This is a genomic window from Pseudoalteromonas sp. CST2 (assembly GCF_028599385.1).
In the GTDB taxonomy this organism is placed as follows: Bacteria; Pseudomonadota; Gammaproteobacteria; order Enterobacterales; family Alteromonadaceae; genus Pseudoalteromonas; species Pseudoalteromonas atlantica.
This window is the reverse complement of record NZ_JAQREO010000003.1, coordinates 201,224-219,844: the sequence shown is the minus strand read 5'-3', so window position 1 is coordinate 219,844 and position 18,621 is coordinate 201,224. Positions and strand designations below refer to the sequence as shown.

Here is an 18,621-nt window from a genome sequence, read left to right as displayed (position 1 = left end):
ACTTACTCCATCATTTTTTCAATTGGCATTACTAAAATAGAGTTAGCGCCTAGGGTTTTAAGCTGCTCCATTGTTTCCCAAAATAATGTTTCGCTGCTTACCATGTGTAGCGCTACGTACTCTTCGTTACCAGCAAGTGCAAGTAGAGTAGGTTGGCCAGAGCCCGGTAAAATTTCGCAAATTTCATCAAGTTTAGTTTTTGGCGCGTGTAGCATAATGTATTTGCTTTCTTTAGCTTGTTTAACACCACGAAGGCGCGGCATAAGCTTATTGATTAGTGCTAGTTTGTCTTCATCTTGCAGGTCTTTATTTTGAATTAAACACGCGTTTGATTCTAAAATTGTATCACCTTGAATCAAGCCGTTCGCTTCAAGCGTTGCACCGGTAGAAACTAAATCACAAATTGCATCTGAAAGACCGGCACGTGGGGCTACTTCTACTGAGCCTGTAAGCATTACAGTGCTTGCATTAATGCCTTCGCGCTTTAACCATTGCGTTAATATTTCTGGGTAGGTTGTTGCAATACGTTTGCCTTCAAACCAGCTTTTATCACGTGGGCCAAGCTCTTGTGGCCATGCAAGTGCAAGGCGGCAGTAACCAAAGTCTAGTTTTGCTAGTTTGCTAACTTCGCTTGGTACACCTTGGCGTTCGCGTTCGGCTTGTACTTCTACTAGTACGTTTTCGCCAACAATACCTAAATCACAAACACCGTCCATTACTAAGCCCGGAATATCGTCATCGCGCACACGAAGTACGTCAATTGGCATATTGGTTGAGTGTGCAATTAAGCGTTGCTCACGTAGGTTTAATTTAACACCTAGTTGCTTTAGTAAATCTTGACAATCTTTAGACAGGCGACCGCCTTTTTGGATGGCGATACGTAGACGATTTGTGTTACTCATTATTCATTTTCCTTTAATTTAAAAACTAAAAACCCCGAGGGGAACCTCAGGGCGAAAATGAATCAATGTGTTTTGAATCGCCAGAGGTTCCTTTTAGGAATAACCTCTCAGCGAAAGACCTGACAGGTTATTCCGGTGAATGGTGGTGATGATGTACTGTTGTCAGGTTTAAGCGCATTTTTGTATCCTATTTTGCTTACCGCTATTTAGTGAGCGTTAAGCTTTAATCTGTTTCAATAAATTTCGCATTCATAAAAACATAAACCGCCTAGCTAAGGCAAGTTTTTTTTTACCAAATTAAAGCATATCTTATAACTGCCGATAATATTGAGAGCTAATCAGTATTTTTAGTTGTTTTAATGTTTGAATTGTAGGCAAATTGGGCTTTGTTGGTCAATTTATCTAATTTTTAATAAACAGGTTAAGGAGGGGAGTATGGATATAATGATCCCTTTTTTAGGGAAAATTTCACGGTTAGAGCTTGAGCCTAAAAGTACATTTCATATTGCAGGTGTGCAAAATATGCCGCAAGCGCAAAAAATTAAGCTTGAAAATGAAAAAAAGCAGACGCTCAACAAAAAAAGATTAGCGCAGGCGCAGGGCAAAAAAAGTGCAAGTGCAGCTAATGAAAAAGCAATCACCGTAGATGACGAAGGGAATAAACATTTAGATACGTGGGCATGAGCTAAACCCTTAATAGTAAAAAGCCACGTACAACTTTTTACTATTAAGGATGTGTTTGCTAGCGTTTTTTAGCTTTAATAATGTAAAAGCTAAATATAACAGCTACGGTAAGTTGCGCTATAAAGCCTTGCCACGTAGATTTTAAACCCAGTAGTGCAATATCAAAGTTTATCGGCATTACACTAATTGCGACTATATCAGCCTCTTGTAATGCAATGACAGCTTTACCCATTAATACAAAGGCAAGTGCAAATAATAGGTAAGTTGTATACGCAAAAAACTTAGCAATAGGTAATTTAATCGAATATTTAACTAACACCCATGCAATAAGCGCTAATAAAACCACACCCAATGCAAACCCAATAGCCACCGATGAATACTGTGCTTGCGAGCTTTGCGTTAATAACGACTGATAAAATAATACCGTCTCGAACACTTCACGATATACCGCTATAAACGAGAGGCCCGCGAGCCCCCACAGTGTGCCAGACTCTAAACGCGTATTAATATTTTGCTGAATATATGCCTGCCACTGCTGAGCACTGGTTTTACTGTGCATCCATACCCCAACATATAGCAAAATAATAGCTGCAAATAGGGCGCCTATCCCTTCCATTACTTCGCGGCTTGCACCACTTATTTGTATTAATGTTTGCGCTGCTGCCCATGTTAAGCTACCTGCTATGAGGGCCATTCCCCAGCCAATATGAACGTATTTAAGCGCATCTTGGCGTTTGGTTTTTATAAGTACGGTCATTAGCGCTATAACAACTAATAGTGCCTCTAGACCTTCGCGCAGCAAAATAACTAAACTGGCTGATAGCAAGGCGCCATCACTAAGTGTGGTGTCATTAAGTAGGTTGTTTGCTTTTGTTAATTGTGCAAGTACAGCGTTAACTTGCGCACTGACAAGCTCGGTGTTTTTTTCATTTTTGAATGTGTTACGTAAGTTCATCAATTGTACTTCAATGCTTTTACGCAAGCTTTCATCGTATGCATTTAAGTTATTTTCTATCAGCTCAAAACCATCTAAATAGGCACTGATAGCCAGTTCGCTGGCTTTTGCATATTCACCATTAGCATGTGCATTTTGCGCTGCAATAAGTTGCGAGCGTGCAACGCTAAGTGGCTGAGCTTTGTTTTTAAATAAGTGTTCTGGATTACCGCGCAGCCACTTAATAAATTGAACTTGGGCAGGGGATTGATTTTGTGAAAGCTGCGCAGGGTTAAGATTAATGATGTCTGAAGTGCTGATTGTCTGGTTATTGTGTTGCGGCTTAGTTATATCTTGAAAAGCTAAACTTCCTACATAAAAGGCGAGTGACCAACGTTGTTGCTCATTAAATTGGCTAAAAGCAACCATTGGCGTATCGTCTATGCCATTGGATACAGCTTCATATAATCCCATAATTGTGCGATTTGTGGCTCGCTCTTTATCCGTAAAGTTGGTGGGCTGTGGTGTTAAACCTTTAGCAAGTGGGCCATCACCTTGTCCATTTATGCCATGGCACATAGAGCAATTTTCTGCAAAAAGTGCTTTTGTTTGTTTTAGGGGTAATAAAGATGTAGGCAAAGAAAGCTGCGGCATAAATTCAAGCAAAGACTCCCTAAGCTTTGAGCTGGCAGCACGAACACTTTGTACGCTTTGTTTATTTATAATGGCGTTATGTAAGGCGCCAACTTGTATTTTTATATGACTGTATTGATTATTAGCACTGCTTAACTGTGTGGCTAGCGTGCTTATTAAATTTGCAAACTCAGACATTTCTTGAAATTCGTCTTTACTGACTACCTCGCCTTTTTGCACCGCGCCAACGTAATCAACCCCTACGTACTCTGCAAGTTGTGATATTTGTTTAATCTTAGCTTGCTCAGCAGGCGTTGAGGCAAAAGCAGAAAAACATAAAAAAGTGAGTAAGAACAAAGGAAAGAGAAAAACGTGGCGACGTGTAATGCCATAAAATAACGAAAAAACACTGGTATACTTACTGGACATAATTAGCCCTATAAAAAACATTTAAAATTAAAACTATTTTTATTACGCTTAAAATAAATAAAACCGTGCTAAAAATAATCCCCCATAAATAACTAACCCGCAGTGAATAGACTGCGGGTTTAATAAAGAAAACTTAGTGACTTTGCTCGGCAGATTTAATACTACTTTGAATGAGAGGAGAGATAGTTAAACCTTGCACAATAATAGAAAATATAACCACAACATAGGTCACAATAACGATTAAATCATGCAGATCACTGCCTGATATAAATACTTGATCCCGAGGAATAGCTGCAGCCATAGCTAATGCTAAACCGCCACGTAAACCACCCCATGTTAAAATTTTAACGCTGTGTTTGTCGTAGTTTTTAAAGCGCTTAAATATTACAAATGGCGCACCAACACTAATAAAACGTGCTAATAAAATAGCAGGGATCATAACAAGGCCTAAGCCAATTTCACCCATTGTTACTGGCATAGTGACAATCAGCATACCAATAATCAAAAACAACAAAGCGTTTAAAAAGCTGTCGGTGGCGTGCCAAAAGTCTTTAATATAGCGCGTGTTTTCAGGCCCTGTGCGCTCGGTTGCTTTTGCGCGAGTAATATTACCTAAAATAATACCACTGGTTACCATGGCAAGCGCACCAGATATTTCCCATACATTGGCAGCGGCAAAGCCCGCAGTTGGAATGGTTAAGGTTATTAATAGGCGTATATTTACATCTTTACAGTTAATAATTAAAAAGTGACCCACAAGGGCCATTGCTAAGCCAAACACGATTCCACCTATGGCATCAACAAAAAACAGCTCTGCAATGTCGGCTGGGTTGGCATCGGTGCCAAAAAATGCAACAGAAAACAGCGTAGTAAAAATTACCAAACCAATACCATCGTTAAATAAAGACTCGCCTTCTACCTGTACCGAAATACCTTCAGGGGCGCGTAATTGTTTAATAATTGCCAGTACAGCAATTGGATCGGTTGGGCTTATTAAGGCGCCAAAAAGTAAACAATAAATAAAAGGGACGGGCCAGCCGAGTGCGGCAAAAATATAAAAACTTAAATAGCCAATTAAAAAAGTAGAGACTACGGTAGAGAACAAAACTAAAGCGGTTATTTCCCATCGTTGTTTACGCAGTGCCAACAGGTTAATTTCTAAAGCACCTGCAAATAACAAAAATCCAAGCATGCCTTTTAAAAGCAATTCATTAAAATTAATACTGGCTACAACTTGCGTCATTTCTAATGCAGTTGTATCGCCTAATAACTTAACTGAAATAATTAATAACAACGATATAACAACCGAGCCCGTTGTTATAGCAATCGTTGTTTGCATTTTAAGAACATACTGGTTTGCATAAGCAATAAAAATTGCGATAGCAGAGAGAAAACAAATGAGATACCAAGCATTCATTGGCTAACCTTAAATTTATTTTAGAGAACAAAAAAGAGCGAATTAAACGAGCCGTATATTACTCCTGTGACTAGGCTGTGTCACAGTATTTATGGGGCTTTTAGCACTTTTTTTATGTCTTTAGGAGACATATAGTTAATGCAAATTTACTGGTGTTATTGCTTGTAATGAAGAGATTAATACAAGGTTGCCTAGGCAACGTAATGACTGATTAATGCCGTTAATTGAATAAAGTAAACGCGGCTATTTTGCGGGTGTAGATAGTGTAATTTAGTGTAAATATATGTATACAAATTGTATCTGTTTAAGGTTTTACTGATTTTGTGTGTTTTTTAACCTGCTGTAATTTCAGTTGTTCTTACGTTTCCTAATACTTTACTTGTAAATTAAATGTTTAATTTTCATAACTCAAATTTGTAACATAAGCTTGATCCTTAATCGGGTACAAGTAGTTCCGATTAATACAAATCCACTACAAACTAAATATTTTGACGGAGCGTAAACGTGAATTTATCAAAAATCACATTAGCAACTTTTGCTGCTTTAACCTTGGTTCAAGCAACAGATGCAGTAGCTGCGAACAAGAAATACCTAAATCAACAAACGGCTTTAAATAACATGATGCAATCAAATTCGGCATCCATTTTATCTACTAGCCCTAAAGACTTGATTGGGTTAAGTGTAAGGAACGAGTTAGTTGTATTAAAAGAGTTTATAAGTAATAACGGTGAAGTAACTCGCCGTTATCAGCAAACATATCAAGGTTTACCAGTAATTGGTGACACTTTAAGCCTTTCATTTAAAAATGGCATGCTTAAAAAAGCCCATGGGGCTGCGGTGTACGATATTGAAGGCGATATAAACGATGTAAGCGCTAAATTATCTGTAAAACAAGCCATGCTTCAAAGCCAAAATGTAGGCATAGCTGCAAAAACTAAAGGTTTAAAAAAACACAATGAGAAATCAAGGTTAGCGATTTGGGTTGATCAACAAAGTAAGGCGCATTTGGTGTATGAAGTATCGTATGTAACCTACGGCAAATCGCCATCACGCCCTTATCAAATAATCGATGCTAATACCGGTGAGGTTTTGCTCAGCTACGATAACTTACAACATGCTGATGCTACGGGACCAGGGGGGAATCTCAAAACAGGTAAATACATTTACGGTACTGACTTTAGCAACCTAGATGTGTCTCAATCTGGTAACACCTGTGTTATGGATAATGCCAATGTAAGAACTATAAATCTCAATGGCGGCACAAGTGGCTCTGCTGCCCATTCATTTACTTGCCCTGAGAATACAGTAAAAGAGATAAATGGGGCTTATTCGCCGCTTAACGATGCTCATTATTTTGGTAACGTTATTTTTAATATGTATAACGACTGGGTGGGATCGCCACCGCTAAGTTTTCAGTTAAAAATGCGCGTACATTATTCAAGTAATTATGAAAATGCATTTTGGGATGGCAGTGCAATGACCTTTGGCGACGGGCAAAGCACTTTTTACCCACTCGTAAGCCTTGATGTATCGGCGCATGAGGTAAGCCATGGCTTTACCGAACAGAATTCTGGCTTAATTTACAGCGGTAAGTCTGGTGGCTTAAATGAAGCTTTTTCAGATATGGCTGGTGAAGCGGCTGAGTATTACATGAAAGGCACTAACGATTGGTTAGTTGGACAAGATATTTTTAAAGGCAATGGCGCGCTTCGCTATATGAATAATCCATCACAGGATGGACGCTCTATAGATAATCAAGGTAGTTATACCTCTGGCATGGATGTGCACTATAGCTCGGGTGTATTTAACAAAGCATTTTATAACCTTGCTACTACATCCGGCTGGGATACTAAAAAAGCATTTGTAGTCATGGCACGTGCAAATCAGCTTTATTGGAGTGCGAGTACAAATTGGGATTTAGCTGGTAACGGCGTTATGGACGCTGCGTGTGACTTAAATTACAACCCAAGCGATGTACAAGCTGCTTTGGCGGCAGTGGGAGTTACTTCAAACCTAAGTGCAGGGAGCGATTGCTCGAGCACGCCTGTGCCTACGGATGAAGCGTTAACAAATAAAGTAGCACGTACGGGGATCAGCGGCTCTGCAAAAGCGCAGATGTTTTTTACACTCGATGTACCAGCGGGGGCAACAGATCTTGAGTTTAATACCGCTGGTGGCTCGGGTGATGCAGATTTATATGTAATGTTTGGAAGTAAACCCACACTGAATACGTATGACTGTAAAAGTACCACCTCTTCAAGCACTGAAAACTGCAGTATTTCGAACGTTCAAGCAGGCACCTACTATGTAATGGTAGAAGCATGGAATGCTATAGCTGATGTATCGCTTACTGGGAGTTTTAACAATTCAACAGGAGGCGTAACACCGATTAACAGAACCGAGTCTAATATTAGTGTTTCAACTAATAGCTGGGCTCGATTTACTCAAGACTTAGGAGCGGGCTATAGTAATTTAACCGTTATTATTTCTGGTGGAAGTGGCGATGCCGATCTTTATGTAAATTATGGTTCAGCGTCGAGTACGTCAACTTATTTGTGTAGACCTTATAAAAATGGCAACAGTGAAACGTGTTCGTTTGATAACCCACAATCAGGTACTTGGTACCTAGATTTAAGAGGGTACAGTAATGCAAGCGCAGTAACACTGAGTGTGGCTGCTAATTAAACATTGATACCAGGGGCCTAGTGCCCCTTTTTAATTTTATGGATACCAGTATTGCCAATTATAAGGAATACCAATGAAACCTTTTAAACTACTAAGTGCGCTGAGCTTATTTACTACAATGGGCGTTGTAGCACAAAGTGAAACAAACAAAGTGTGGGTAAGCATAGATTCAACTGCAGCGGCACATTATGAGTATACCCAGCATGGATTAGTACAAAGATTGCCCTTTGCACAGCGCTCAACAAGTGCGCTTGAAAATATAGACTTGGTAAATATACCTGCTGATCAGGTAAATAATCTAAGCGAATTTATGCACCACAATTATAATCGGTGCGGTGGGTTTGTGGCACATGATTCATGGCAAGAGGCGAGCAGTTACGTAACACAATTAGCCGCGGCGCATACTACACAAAATACATTAGCATTTAGTTATTCTATTGATAACGAACAAACAGTACAAAATTTAATGTCATCAATTAGCACCGTTAACCTCGATAGCACTGTTAACTCTTTAACCAGTTTTAATAATCGTTATTACACCTCACAAACAGGGATAGATGCTGCAAATTGGTTAAACACATATTGGCAACAAATAGCGCAAAGTCGCAGTGATATTAGCATTGCAACTTACCCGCATAATTGGGCGCAATCGTCGGTTATAGTGACAATTGAAGGCAATGAAAAAGCAGATGAAATTGTTATTATTGGCGGCCACCTTGATTCGATAAATCAGTCAAACCCAAGTAATGGACGTTCACCCGGTGCTGATGATAACGCCTCAGGCATTGCTGTGCTATCAGAGGCGCTGCGCGCTATTGTACAAACTAATTACAAACCACAGCGTACGATTCAAATTATGGCGTTTGCAGCGGAAGAGGTCGGCCTTAGAGGTTCAAGTGATATTGCAAGCAGCTACCAATCGCAGGGTAAAAATGTAGTGGGCATGGTGCAGTTTGATATGACAGGCAATAATGGCAGCCTTGAAGATATAGTTATGATGACTGATTACACTAACAATGCACAAAATCAGTTTTTAGCAGCGCTTTTAGATACCTACTTACCGCAATTAAATTATGGATTTGATCAGTGTGGTTATGGGTGTTCTGATCATGCGTCATGGTATCAGCAAGGGTTTGCAGCCTCTATGCCTTTTGAATCAAAAATGGGCGATATAAACCCGCTTATTCACACCCAAATCGATAACCAGTTTGATGCTCAACATGCCAGTAAATTCGCCAAGTTGGCAGTAAGTTATATTGCCGAAATGGCAAAAAATGCCGGCGATACTTTGCCTCCTACTAATAACCAATTAACCAATGGGCAAACACTCAGTGGGATCACAGGGGTTGCAAAAGAGCAGTTTATTTACACATTAGCTGTGCCACAAAGTGCGAGCAATTTAAATTTTATTACGACTGGGGGCACAGGCGATGCAGACTTATACATACGCTACAACCAAGCACCTACACTGAACGATTATGATTGTAAAAGCACTACCTCAAGTAGTAATGAACGTTGCGATATTAATCCCTCTAGTGAAGGAGTTTACTATGTGATGGTACACGCATGGAATGCGATAGAAAATGTATCCCTAACCGGAAGTTACAATGAAGGGGGGAGTATTGAGCCTATCAATCGGAGCATAACAAACATTAGTGTTTCTGCTGGGAGCTGGCAACGCTTTAGCCAAAGTTTAAATACGCAGTACGCATCATTAGATATAACAATGTCTGGTGGCAGTGGCGATGCTGATTTATATGTAAACTTTGGCACTCCTTCTAGTGATTCTCAGTACTTGTGCAGGCCATATAAAAATGGCAATAGCGAAACCTGTTCGTTTTCTGCGCCACAAACAGGTAATTGGTATATCGATTTAAAAGGGTATAGCAATGCCAGCAATGTCACGTTATCAATAAATGCACAATAACGTGTAAAGGGGTGTGAGCCCCTTTACAAAATTCTAATTTCAATTGGCTTGCCCTTATAGCCAGGCTTACGTAAAATCTCGCTATTATTTTTTGTAAAGTGACTGGTATTATCAAACAGCTGTTTAGTGCAACCGGGCCGTTAGCGTTATCTTTAGATGGATACACGCCTCGCCAACCTCAAATTGATATGGCCGTTGCCGTTAACGATGCATTAAAAAATAGCACGCAGTTAGTGGTTGAAGCGGGCACTGGTACAGGTAAAACGTTTGCCTATTTAGCGCCTGCCCTTAAATCTAAGGGTAAAACAATTATCTCAACAGGCTCTAAGGCCTTGCAAGAGCAGTTATACCACCGCGATTTACCTCAGCTAGTAAAAGCACTTAATGCATCTAAAAAAACCGCATTATTAAAAGGGCGCGCTAATTATCTGTGCACTTATAGGCTAAATCAACATGTAGCCCATGTACCAACAGACGATCCTGATGTAATGCATCAACTTGCTATGGTTGCAAAATTTGCCAGTGAAACACACTCGGGTGATTTAGCTGATTGTATTGGTATTGAAGAAGATGCCAAGGTACTGCCTTATGTTAATTCGACAGCCGATAATTGTTTAGGCAAAGAGTGTCCAGACTTTCAATCATGTTATATACGCAAAGCGCGTTTGAATGCAGCCGAAGCGGATGTCGTGGTTATAAACCATCATTTATTTTTTGCTGATATGGCAGTAAAAGACTCCGGTTTTGCCGAACTTATGCCCACCGCCGACGCTTATATCTTTGACGAAGCACACCAGCTTAGCGAAATTGCCAGTGACTACTTTGGTGAAAGTATTAGCACTAAAAAGCTGGTGGATTTAATTAACGATTTACGCGCTATTTACCGTGCAGAAATTCCCGATATGCTGCAGCTTGGGAAAAGCCTTAATAAGCTAGAAACCAGTGTGGCTGATTTACGTTTACAGTTTGGTGTAGATGGTAGCCGAGGAGATTGGCGCGAAAAGCTCAGTGATAAATTAATTTGCGCAGCGCTGCATCGGGTAATTAGCGATTTAGACTTTGTTTATCAGGTATTAAAACTGTGCCTAGAGCGAAGTGATAAAATAGAGCACCCGTTTGAGCGCACTTTAGCGTTTAAAGGTCAGTTAGAGCGTGTTTTTGATACTGCACAAACGGGCTTTAGCTATTGGTACGAAACCACGCGGCGCTATTTAACGGTTAATATTACGCCCCTTAATGTCTCTGCTAAATTTGCTCAAATGATGAAAGACACCGGCGCAGGGTTTGTATTTACCTCAGCCACGTTATCGGTTGATAATAAGCTCGATCACTTTAATGCAAGCTTAGGTATTACTCCTGCGCAAAGTATGATGGTTGATAGCCCCTTTGATTATCCTAATCAGGCGCTTTTATGCTTACCACGATATTTGCCAGAATCGCATGCAGAGAATATGCCTCATGCAATTATAAAATTAACCCTAGAGCTGATTAAATCGGCTAAAGGGCGTTGCTTTGTGCTGTTTACAAGTTACCGAATGATGCATTTGGTGGCTGAGGGTTTAACCACACAAATGGACTACCCAGTTTATATGCAAGGGCAAATGTCTAAGCGTATAATACTGGAAAAATTTACGCGCCATGGTAATGCGGTATTGTTAGGTACTGCCTCGTTCTGGGAAGGGGTTGATGTACGTGGTAGCACGCTAAGCTGTGTTATTATTGACAAGTTACCTTTTGCAGCACCGGATGACCCATTACTGCAAGCCAAAATGCAAGATTGCCAAATGCAAGGCAAAGACCCGTTTGCTCATATACAGTTACCGCAAGCTGTTATAGCGCTCAAGCAGGGCGTGGGGCGTTTAATACGAGATAACAAAGATAAAGGCGTGCTGGTTATTTGCGACAACCGATTAGTAACGCGCCAATATGGCCAAGTATTTTTAAAAAGCTTACCGCCGATGCGCCGCACGCGAAGCTTAGAAGATGCAAACACATTTTTAAAACACATTAACTAGAGTACTAAAATGATTAAAAGTAATATTCTTGCCCTAGACGCCTCAACCGAAGCGTTATCTATAGTTTTACACTTTGAGGGGCAAACATTTCATCATTTTGAAGAATGCCCACAGCAACATAGTCAAAAAATACTCCCTTTAGTTGATGAGCTTCTTAATAAAGCACAGTGTAAATTAAAAGACTTAGACGTTATTGGCTTTGGCCAAGGGCCAGGTAGCTTTACCGGTGTACGCATTAGTGTTGCTATTGCACAAGGGTTAGCTTATTCAGCCAATTTACCATTAGTGGGCGTATCAACCTTGGCAATTATGGCCCAGCAAGCGTACGAACAAACGCAGGCACCAGTAGTGTATTCAGCTATAGATGCGCGCATGGGAGAAATTTATTTTGCCCAATACCAGGTAAATAACGCACGCATGGAGTTGGTAAATGAAGAGTGTGTTATAAAACCTGATTTATTAAGCAAAGAGCACATAAGCAGTGAAGATTTACACGCGATTGCCGTTGGCACGGGATTTAAAAGTTACCCTGATGCACTTAAAAACGTTAGCAATATAACCATAAATACAGCCATTACTTTGCCAGATGCTCGCTATATGCTTAGCCATGTAGACACGGGCTTTTTGAAGGGCGAGGTTGTTAAAGCAAGTGATGCGCAACCTAAATATGTGCGCGATACAGTAACATGGAAAAAACTACCGGGTCGCGAATAAGCACAAGAGTTGCAAATTGGGTGTTTTTAAATCATAATTTTTAATATGTTTATTGTTGGAAGTTATCTATGACTTTGCCAATTGGCGCTGGTTTTTTTACTGGAGATATTCCTGCAAAGGTTACCTCTACAAAAATTTTACCCTCTAAACCACAAGGTTTAGCGGATGATAGCGCCAGTCAAAAAACAAACACAGATTATGTAAAAACTAGTAAAGCGGGTGTAGAGCTTGCTAATCAATACTTTAGTCAAAACACTAGTAACGCAAAGTACAGCCAAACTATTTATGACCAACCAAGCCCAACGGTGAGTAAAGCAATTTCAACATATACTGAATTTGCAAAGTTAGAGCGTCGCGCCGAAGTACAAGATTTAATAGGCGTCGATATATACGCTTAGCCCCAGTAACAGTAAAAAATAAAAAGCCCGAACACAGGTTCGGGCTTTTTGCGTAAGCTTATGGCTACTGTTTAATAAAGCCAATTAGTTTATCGGCAATATCTGTATTATTTTGAGCACCGTTAAAGTGTTCACTGCCTTTACCGTAGGCAAATACTTGTACATCTACAGCGGTGTGTCCGCCTGTTGTCCAACCAGTAAAGCTGGCATCACTAATAATACTTTTAATGGCTAAATTAAGCGCTGTTTCGCCCATTTTTTTCGCTTGTTCAAGTTTTACTTTATTAGCCGGTGTATATTCAATACCTGTGTTGGCGCGCCAAATAGGCTCTAGGTCATCAGCAGCGAGTAATTGCTTTGTTAGCTCAACGGCTGTTGCTTTAACGCCTTTAATAACTTCTGTATCCCACTTATATTGTCCGTGCGCACCGAGGGTTAACCCACCAGTTGAATGATCTGCAGTAACCACTAATAAAGTATCAGGGTTTTTATCAATATAGGCTTTTGCTTTTTCAATCGACTGTGCAAAGTCATCCATTTCGGCCATGGCACAGGCTACATCGTTAGCATGTCCACACCAATCAATTTGGCTGCCTTCAATCATGACAAAAAAGCCGTCTTTATTTTGGCCGTCGAGTAAATCAAATGCTTTAGCTGTTAGTTGCGTTAAGTGGTTTGAATTAGCATCAAGCGCAAACGGCAGGCCCATTGGGGCGTATAAGCCAAGTGCCGGTACTTGCGTAATCTGACCAAGGTTTTTTATATCATCGCTATATTGATAACCAGCTGCTTTAAATTCATCAACGAGGTTACGGTCTTCTCTAATAAAATACTGCGTACCGCCGCCTAGCATTAAATCAACAGGGAGTTTACCGGCAATTTTGTTATCTATGTATTCATTAGCAATGGCATCGTAATTTCGACGTGATTCGTTATGTGTAGCAAAACTAGCTGGGGTGGCATGGTTAATTTGCGAGGTAGCGACTAATGCCGTTGTCATACCGCGTTCTTTTGCTATTTCTAGCATGGTTTTAACAGGCTTTTTGTCTGTATCGACTGCAATAGCACCATTATAACTTTTGTGGCCGCTACTCAGTGCGGTTGCACCTGCAGCACTGTCGGTAACATAAGTGTGATCGTCAGGGTAAGTACGCGCCATGCCTGTTAAAATAGTATCAAATACGGTTGTTTCAATCTGCTTGGTGGTTGGATCATCTTTAAAATAACGATAAGCGGTTGTATAGGCAGGACCCATCCCGTCACCAATCATATAAATTACATTTTTAGGTGCATCGCTTGCATAAACACTGGTAGATGCACATAAAAGCGCTAATAAGCTAAGTTGGTTTTTCATTTTTATCCCTATGAATGTGCTGTTTAAATAGCACCACAATTATATATGGTTACGGCGTGTTGAATTTGCAGCATAAATACCAAACATGCGCTGCCCAAAAATTCTTTCTAAGGCGATTAAATTTTTTGCTAGGTTTTTACTCAGCCCACAAGGTTACAAACCTCGTACCAGGATTTAACCGCCCGTAGATTGAACAAGTTTCAATCCACAAAGTTCAATACGCCTTCGTATAATAATGAAATGAAGTAAGAATAAAAAGCAAAGTATATAAACAGGTTTGGCTAATTGTCACTAAAACAATACAACCATTTTTTTAGCTTATGTTAATTATAGTGTAATGAATATAGTGGTATACATTACCTACCTGAAGAGTATTTAAGCTCTGTTTGTAATTATTTATTGAATTAATGAAACTTCAAATGTTTTAAGTTATTGAAATTAAATACATAATTTAAATTCAAAAGTTAACCTTACAATTCAAGTGGTCTTTATAAATATAAAAAATATAAAAACTTTTGGTATTAGAGGTCTGACAACTAGTATGTTATAAATAATGTCGCACGTTAAAAAGAGGTGTCTGTTGCAGCCATTTGAAATAAAAACAAGAAATATAACATTGCGTGGCTTACAAAAAGGCACTGGCGATGAGCTGGTTATAGCCTTGCATGGGTGGCTAGATAACAGTAATAGTTTTACACCTATGTTGGATAAGGTTAATCCGCAGCATACTTGGTATTGTGTTGACTTTGCTGGGCATGGGCTATCTGATTGGCGTGCACAGGACGCTCATTATTATTTTGTTGATTATATTGACGATGTGTACCAACTTATAAAGAGCTTAGGGGCAAAAAAGGTACATTTAGTCGGCCATTCAATGGGCGCAATGGTGGCAGGTTTATTTGCAAGTTGTTTTAGTGAGTATGTGTATTCAGTTACCTTTATTGAAGGGATTGGCTGTGTTACAACCCCCAGTGATGAAGTATGTGAGCAATTAAAAGGGGCGATACTGAACAGAGAGCGCGCCTACAATAAAAAAAAGCGCGTTTATAAATCGCAATCAGCCATTATCGAAGCGCGTGCAAATACAACAGATTTAAATAACGAACTGATCACCTTATTGATGAGTCGTAATATTAAGCAAAGTGAACTAGGTTATGAGTTAACAACAGACCCTAAGCTTAAAAATCACTCAGGTTTTAGGTTTGATGAAGCGCAATGTATTGGTGCAATAAAACAATTAATTGCACCAAGCCAATTAATTTTAGGTAACCAAGGTTATTCGTTTGTAAAACAAAATTTGGCCAAGTATATTAGCTATTACAACAACTTGAAGGTAATTAATGTAGATGGCGGGCATCATTGCCATATGCAAAGCAGTGGGTTATGTTTTGAGCATATTCAAGCCTTTATGCTGCAAAATGGTGCATGTTAATTGTAAATTAGCGCCAAATGTGGGATTATTCCTGCATTAGAGTATTTGCTCAATTGTTAAAGTGCCTTACTTAGATTAAGGTTAATAAAAATATAATTATAAACAGGGGCTAAGAGTGGAAAAAATCTGGCTTAAGCGCTACCCAGAAGGTATGCCTGAAACAATCGATCCTGAGCATTACAACTCGTTACTCGAAGTGTTCGAAAAAAGTTTTACCGATTACAAAGATTTACCTGCATTTACGAATATGGGTAAAACATTATCGTATGATGAAATAGATACAGCGACACAACGTGTTGCCTCGTATATTCAAAATGATTTAGGTCTTAAAAAAGGCGACAAAGTTGCCGTAATGATGCCTAACTTGTTACAAACGCCTATCGCTATTTTAGGTATTTTGCGTGCAGGTTGTGTGGTGGTTAACGTAAACCCACTTTACACAGTACGAGAGCTTGAGCATCAATTAAAAGACTCTGACGCGTCAGCTATTTTTATATTGGCTAACTTTGCAGACACGCTTGAAAAAGCACTTGCAAAAACTGATGTAAAACACATTGTTGTTACCCAAGTGGGCGACATGGTGGGTGGTATTAAAAAGCATATCGTTAATTTTGTGGTTAAATACATAAAAAAAATGGTACCTAGCTACAGCCTACCAAATACAATTAAGTTTTCAGATGTGCTAGCAGGTGACCCTGCAAAGTATACGCGCCCAGAAATGAGCTTATCTGATCTGGCCTTTTTACAATACACAGGTGGTACAACTGGCGTATCTAAAGGGGCGATGTTAAGTCATGGCAACATGGTTGGTAACCTTGAGCAAGTATCGGGCTGTTTAGATAAAGTATTAGACCGTGGTACTGAAGTTGTTGTTACTGCATTACCGCTTTACCATATCTTTGCGTTAACGGCTAACTGCTTAACGTTTATGAAATACGGTGGTTTGAATGTATTAATTACAAACCCACGTGATATGCCAGCATTTGTTAAAGAGCTTAATCAGCATAAATTTACTGCTATTACCGGTGTAAATACCCTGTTTAACGGGTTACTTAATACACCAGGGTTTGCAGAGCTTGATTTTAGTCATTTAAAAATGTCATTAGGTGGCGGTATGGCGGTACAACGTCCTGTAGCTGAAAAATGGCAAAAAGTGACTAATTCTAAATTAATGGAAGGTTACGGTTTAACTGAGTGTGCACCGCTTGTAACTGTAAGCCCGTACGATCTAGAAGCTTATAATGGCTCTATTGGTTTACCTGCTCCTAATACCGAAATTAAGCTAATGCTTGAAAACGGTGAAGAAGCGGCAAAAGGTGAACCCGGTGAGCTATGGGTTAAAGGCCCACAAGTTATGCTAGGTTACTATAACCGCCCAGATGCAACCGCAGAATGTTTGCAAGATGGCTGGTTTGCTACCGGCGATATTGCCACATACGACGATGAAGGTTTCTTCTATATTGTTGACCGCAAAAAAGACATGATCATTGTATCGGGCTTTAATGTGTTCCCAAATGAGATAGAAGAAGTGGTTGCCATGCACGACGGCGTACTAGAAGTAGCGGCTATTGGTATTCCGCACGATGTAAGTGGCGAACAAGTTAAAGTTTTTGTTGTTAAAAAAGACCCTTCTTTAACTGAAAAAGATATAATAAATCACTGTCGTGATAATTTAACTAATTATAAGGTGCCTAAACTCGTTGAGTTTAAGGATGAGTTACCTAAAACAAATGTAGGTAAAATTCTCAGAAGAGCCCTAAAAGATTAGTAAACTATAAAAAAGCCGGCATTAGCCGGCTTTTTTATTGTAGGAGATTAAGTGCAATACCAATTGATCGAAACACAAAATCAACTCAATACCTTTGTTGAGCAAATAAAAAACAAGCCTATTTTAGCCATAGACACAGAGTTTATGCGCCGCCGTACTTTGTACCCTGAAGTTGCACTTATTCAAGTATATGATGGCGAGCATCTTGCCCTTATAGATCCACTGGCCGAACTCTCGTTATTTGAATTTTGGCAAATATTACAAGATCCATCAGTACTGAAAGTGTTGCATTCACCCTCAGAAGATATTGAAGTATTTCAAAAATATGCAGGCTTTGTACCCGCTCCATTGTTTGATACACAATTTGCTCTTCAGCTTTTAGGCGAAGGCAACTGTATGGGCTTTGCGCTAATGGTAAAAGAGCTTTTAGGCATAGAAATAGACAAAAGTGAATCGCGAACTAATTGGCTACAGCGCCCATTAACTAAAAAGCAGCTCGATTATGCAGCCGCTGATACGTTTCATTTACTGCCTTGTTTTGAACTAATAATTGAGCGTATAAATAAAGCTGAGTTATTTGATATTGTCATAAATGAGAGCGAGTTAATTGCAAATAAACGCGCCTTTCAAACCCCAGATGAGCTGCTTTACAAAGATATAAAAAACGCATGGCAACTAAAACCACACGAGCTCGCGGTATTAAAAGAATTAGCTGTATGGCGTCGTAATAAAGCTATTCGTAAAAATTTAGCGCTTAACTTTGTGCTTAAAGAGCACAACATGACGGAAATTGCTAAACGTGGGCCCTCGAGTTTAAATACGCTAAGACAAATTCCGGGTGTTGAGTCAATGGAAGTAAACCGCTCTGGAGTTGAAATACTAAAGTGTATTGAAAAGGCCAAAGCACTCCCGGTTGATGAGCATCCACCTGTACTTAAACGTTTAATTGATTTTCCGGCTTATAAAAAAGTAGCTAAAGATATTAAGCAAAAAATCACGAAAGTGGCAAAAGAGCAGGGTATACCAGAGGATGTAATGGCCTCTAAAAAGCAAATTAATCAGCTTATTAGCTGGAATTGGAAACTCACCGATGAGCAAAAGCTAAATCATATTAAACCTGATTTACTTAATTCTTGGCGCTATAGTTTTGTTAAAGACGCACTTAAAGAGTGGGATAATTAAACCCACTTTTTAAGCTAACAGGCTATGTTATACCAATTCGCAATAATATTTAATCATTTTTAGGGGCTAAACGTGTCGCTATCTGCGTTAAAAAATTCTTATTTAGAACAACTAAATAGCGATTTTTTTGCCTTGCTATCAACACGT

Annotated in this window: 13 protein-coding genes; 9 read left to right on the top strand and 4 right to left on the bottom strand. The window is 39.5% G+C overall.

Features of this window, described 5'->3' with window-relative positions:
* Positions 1-2: 2 nt before the first annotated feature.
* Positions 3-902: an ATP phosphoribosyltransferase gene (gene hisG, locus PSH41_RS05810; protein WP_273588505.1), complete on the bottom strand. Its 900-nt coding sequence runs from the start codon at positions 900-902 to the stop codon at positions 3-5.
* A gap of 435 nt (positions 903-1,337) precedes the next feature.
* On the opposite strand from hisG, the gene PSH41_RS05805 reads away from it, so the two are divergent.
* Complete coding sequence (locus PSH41_RS05805; protein WP_004586377.1) at positions 1,338-1,586, top strand: hypothetical protein; 249 nt, start codon at positions 1,338-1,340, stop codon at positions 1,584-1,586.
* 58 nt (positions 1,587-1,644) lie between these two features.
* Here the strand turns inward: PSH41_RS05805 and PSH41_RS05800 are convergent, their stop codons facing one another.
* A complete protein-coding gene (locus PSH41_RS05800) occupies positions 1,645-3,582 on the bottom strand; it encodes a cytochrome c/FTR1 family iron permease (protein ID WP_273588506.1) in 1,938 nt (645 codons plus the stop codon).
* Positions 3,583-3,715: 133 nt separating this feature from the next.
* Positions 3,716-4,999 carry a cation:proton antiporter gene (locus PSH41_RS05795; protein WP_064387250.1) on the bottom strand — a complete coding sequence of 428 codons (1,284 nt, stop codon included), beginning with the start codon at positions 4,997-4,999 and terminating at the stop codon, positions 3,716-3,718.
* Positions 5,000-5,503: 504 nt separating this feature from the next.
* Here PSH41_RS05795 and PSH41_RS05790 point away from each other — a divergent pair.
* From PSH41_RS05790 to PSH41_RS05770, 5 genes are all read left to right on the top strand, one after another.
* Complete coding sequence (locus tag PSH41_RS05790; RefSeq protein ID WP_273588507.1) at positions 5,504-7,684, top strand: M4 family metallopeptidase; 2,181 nt, start codon at positions 5,504-5,506, stop codon at positions 7,682-7,684.
* A gap of 73 nt (positions 7,685-7,757) precedes the next feature.
* Positions 7,758-9,611 carry a M20/M25/M40 family metallo-hydrolase gene (locus PSH41_RS05785; protein WP_273588508.1) on the top strand — a complete coding sequence of 618 codons (1,854 nt, stop codon included), beginning with the start codon at positions 7,758-7,760 and terminating at the stop codon, positions 9,609-9,611.
* Positions 9,612-9,709: 98 nt separating this feature from the next.
* Positions 9,710-11,626: an ATP-dependent DNA helicase gene (locus PSH41_RS05780; RefSeq protein WP_029772969.1), complete on the top strand. Its 1,917-nt coding sequence runs from the start codon at positions 9,710-9,712 to the stop codon at positions 11,624-11,626.
* 9 nt (positions 11,627-11,635) lie between these two features.
* Positions 11,636-12,340, top strand: a complete 705-nt coding sequence (tsaB, locus tag PSH41_RS05775) for a tRNA (adenosine(37)-N6)-threonylcarbamoyltransferase complex dimerization subunit type 1 TsaB (protein WP_273588509.1) — start codon at positions 11,636-11,638, stop codon at positions 12,338-12,340.
* A gap of 68 nt (positions 12,341-12,408) precedes the next feature.
* Positions 12,409-12,738, top strand: a complete 330-nt coding sequence (locus PSH41_RS05770) for a hypothetical protein (RefSeq protein WP_273588510.1) — start codon at positions 12,409-12,411, stop codon at positions 12,736-12,738.
* A gap of 64 nt (positions 12,739-12,802) precedes the next feature.
* On the opposite strand, the gene PSH41_RS05765 is transcribed toward PSH41_RS05770, so the two are convergent.
* Positions 12,803-14,092 carry an alkaline phosphatase gene (locus PSH41_RS05765; protein WP_054981946.1) on the bottom strand — a complete coding sequence of 430 codons (1,290 nt, stop codon included), beginning with the start codon at positions 14,090-14,092 and terminating at the stop codon, positions 12,803-12,805.
* 580 nt (positions 14,093-14,672) lie between these two features.
* On the opposite strand from PSH41_RS05765, the gene PSH41_RS05760 reads away from it, so the two are divergent.
* The 3 genes from PSH41_RS05760 to rnd all read left to right on the top strand — a co-directional run bounded on the left by PSH41_RS05760 (position 14,673) and on the right by rnd (position 18,474).
* Positions 14,673-15,524, top strand: a complete 852-nt coding sequence (locus PSH41_RS05760) for an alpha/beta hydrolase (RefSeq protein ID WP_054981947.1) — start codon at positions 14,673-14,675, stop codon at positions 15,522-15,524.
* A 115-nt stretch (positions 15,525-15,639) separates the two neighbouring features.
* Positions 15,640-17,292 carry a long-chain-fatty-acid--CoA ligase FadD gene (gene fadD, locus PSH41_RS05755; RefSeq protein WP_004586367.1) on the top strand — a complete coding sequence of 551 codons (1,653 nt, stop codon included), beginning with the start codon at positions 15,640-15,642 and terminating at the stop codon, positions 17,290-17,292.
* 51 nt (positions 17,293-17,343) lie between these two features.
* A complete protein-coding gene (rnd, locus tag PSH41_RS05750; RefSeq protein WP_064387254.1) occupies positions 17,344-18,474 on the top strand; it encodes a ribonuclease D in 1,131 nt (376 codons plus the stop codon).
* Positions 18,475-18,621: the final 147 nt, after the last annotated feature.